General features: G+C 47.1%; 5 protein-coding genes. 4 read left to right on the top strand and 1 reads right to left on the bottom strand.

Translation table 11 applies throughout. The features are described from left to right. Window positions 1-217: 217 nt before the first annotated feature. From P5674_RS23680 to P5674_RS23665, 4 genes are all read left to right on the top strand, one after another. Window positions 218-574 (top strand): hypothetical protein, encoded by a 357-nt coding sequence (locus P5674_RS23680; protein ID WP_315643320.1) that lies wholly within the window; start codon window positions 218-220, stop codon window positions 572-574. A 76-nt stretch (window positions 575-650) separates the two neighbouring features. Next, window positions 651-839, top strand: coding sequence for a hypothetical protein (locus tag P5674_RS23675; protein WP_315670341.1), 189 nt, complete (start codon window positions 651-653; stop codon window positions 837-839). Between the two features lie 21 nt (window positions 840-860). Beyond that, on the top strand, window positions 861-1,079 hold the full coding sequence (locus P5674_RS23670; RefSeq protein WP_315670340.1) for a hypothetical protein: 219 nt from the start codon (window positions 861-863) through the stop codon (window positions 1,077-1,079). A gap of 53 nt (window positions 1,080-1,132) precedes the next feature. Next, window positions 1,133-1,624, top strand: coding sequence for a winged helix-turn-helix domain-containing protein (locus P5674_RS23665; RefSeq protein ID WP_231852175.1), 492 nt, complete (start codon window positions 1,133-1,135; stop codon window positions 1,622-1,624). A gap of 283 nt (window positions 1,625-1,907) precedes the next feature. On the opposite strand, the gene P5674_RS23660 is transcribed toward P5674_RS23665, so the two are convergent. Then, on the bottom strand, window positions 1,908-2,087 hold the full coding sequence (locus P5674_RS23660) for a tyrosine-type recombinase/integrase (protein WP_315670342.1): 180 nt from the start codon (window positions 2,085-2,087) through the stop codon (window positions 1,908-1,910). Window positions 2,088-2,119 lie beyond the last annotated feature (32 nt).

Genomic DNA, 2,119 nt, shown 5'->3' with positions numbered 1-2,119 from the left:
GCCAAACAAGTGACCAGGAAAATCCGCTGATGTTTTTTGTCCAGGCGGTGAAACCCGCTAGGCAAATTGGCGGCCTCGGCTTTTGGTTTGACCATAGGCTTTTTACCTATATATAGGGTGTGCTTTTGCGATCGCCTGACCAACCCCAAGGCGATCGCATCAATCTACCAGCTTCCCCGCTCTCAACATCCGGCTTTTTACCTATCGCGCTCGAATAATGGAAAACCCGCAGCACACTGTACGGGGAAAACAAGAAGTCAGTCTCGATGACGTTAACGGAAACAGCCGTCGGGCTACTGGATCAGATGGCTATGGAGCTAAATCTGAATCGGTCCGAATTGGTGGAACAGATTGCCAGGGGGATAATTTCCAGTCAAGCGGGGAAAGTGTCCCCGGAACAGGCGGGAAAATTCTAGACCTGTTGGAGGAGTTGTTTGCTGGTTTCCATGAGTATGTCAAAAGCCATGAGGCTCGATTAGAGCAAAGACTGCAAGCCAACCGAGACTATCAATCTCAAATGAAAAAACAAATGGAGAACATCCGACAGGAGATTCTCCAACAGGTTTCTAAATAAATTAAGCGCCCTTCGTGTCCACGAAGGGTGCTTTCTATTTTGGCACGCTGCTAAACCCTCAAGAAACAAATGGACTATGGCACAACACTTTTCTAACCTTCAAACTGTCACCGGTGAAAAGGCGATCGCTAATAAAGTCACCGATTCCGTCACCCTGGGTGACGCAAAAGTTAAAAATTTAAACGCGCCGTTACGCGCGATCGCTCATAACCCGACCGACACAATCCCAAGCGTTCCCCCAGAAGTGCTGGAACTTCAGTCCTAAGTGCTGGAACTTCAGTCCTAAGTGCTGGAACTTCGAGAACTTATCGGGAGGAATTATGCAGCTTTCCGCCAAGTCGCCCGTTATCTTGATGTGGCGATCGCCCTAAATTTTAGCGACCTTCCTTGTGCCCATAAGCTCCGGTTGGCTCGTGATATAGCCAAGCAATCCTACGGCAACATTTTGGCTATAAATAGTCGAGTGAGATCTGGGGAAGATGATAACAGGGGGTCAGGCCGATGAGGGAAAAATCTAAGTCACCGGGGCAGCTTTCCGTCATAATATCGTCACCCTGGGTGACGGATTCTGAAAGTGTAGAACCATTCGATCCGGCTTGGGATGATATGGATGTCTTGAAACATCTTAGGGACTGTCCCAATCAAGACCACAAACAACTCGCTCAATCCACTGATATCCCGGTATCTCGTGTAGTCAAGTCTCTGGAAAGGTTACGCGAGAAAGGTAAGGTTAAGTATTTGGGATGGATAGCCGTCACCCTGGGTGACGAAAATTTATCCCCGGTGAACACTTCTCAGAGCGATCGCCTAACTGTTCGCTGGAAAGCTAAGTCAACCGCCCAAGACACCAACGGGAATAAATATGCTTACCTATATAGGGGGAAAAAGCAGGTTTGCTACCTTGCCGGCCCCCATTTATCGGAAAAAGCTAAAGCGATCGCCGACCAAATAGAACAGTGGATCGAGTCCGGCTTATCTCTCGAAACTATCCTAGAAAAACTTCCCGCACTTAAATCGGGTGGTTGGAAATCCCCAGATAGCAACTCCTAAATTTTCCACAGGGGGAGACTTTACTCCCCCGAAAAATTTTATGATTTCACAGAAAAATCAATGAGCATTTTTCAACCCTAAACAGCGCTATTTGCTACTGTAAAATGGTTAGCGCCGTTGGCTGTGTGTAAGAGTCTTTGATGTTTTAGACAAAATACCAAGCAGCCCGGTTTAGTGCTAAAATTGGCGGAATCTAGGGCAGTTACTTCTCGATCTGTGTTTGGCTAGTAGCACCCACTTTCCTCTGATGTCTGGCAACCTCAAGTTATCGACTGCCCTAGATTTAATTAATTGCGTCTCTTACCTTGTCGGGGTCAGCATCAATGTAACGCTGCAATGACGACATTGATTTATGACCGGTAATCTCCATTATTGTCCGGGTACTAATTCCCTTGTTGTAAAGTTTAGTTATAAAAGTGCGGCGGTAACTGTGAAGCGAATAGCCTTCATTCTGTAAACCCAGTTGAGCGATCGCCTTCCGGTGAAAAGAGTCGA

The sequence above is a fragment of the Limnospira sp. PMC 289.06 genome (assembly GCF_032350395.1).
Classification (GTDB): Bacteria; Cyanobacteriota; Cyanobacteriia; order Cyanobacteriales; family Microcoleaceae; genus Limnospira; species Limnospira platensis.
Note: the sequence above shows the minus strand (reverse complement) of the source record. Positions and strands in the feature narration are given on the sequence as shown.

Coding starts and splice junctions, on each gene's coding strand:
- P5674_RS23675 (WP_315670341.1), top strand. CDS start 651: ATGGCACAACACTTTTCTAACCTTCAAACTGTCACCGGTGAAAAGGCG.
- P5674_RS23680 (WP_315643320.1), top strand. CDS start 218: ATGGAAAACCCGCAGCACACTGTACGGGGAAAACAAGAAGTCAGTCTC.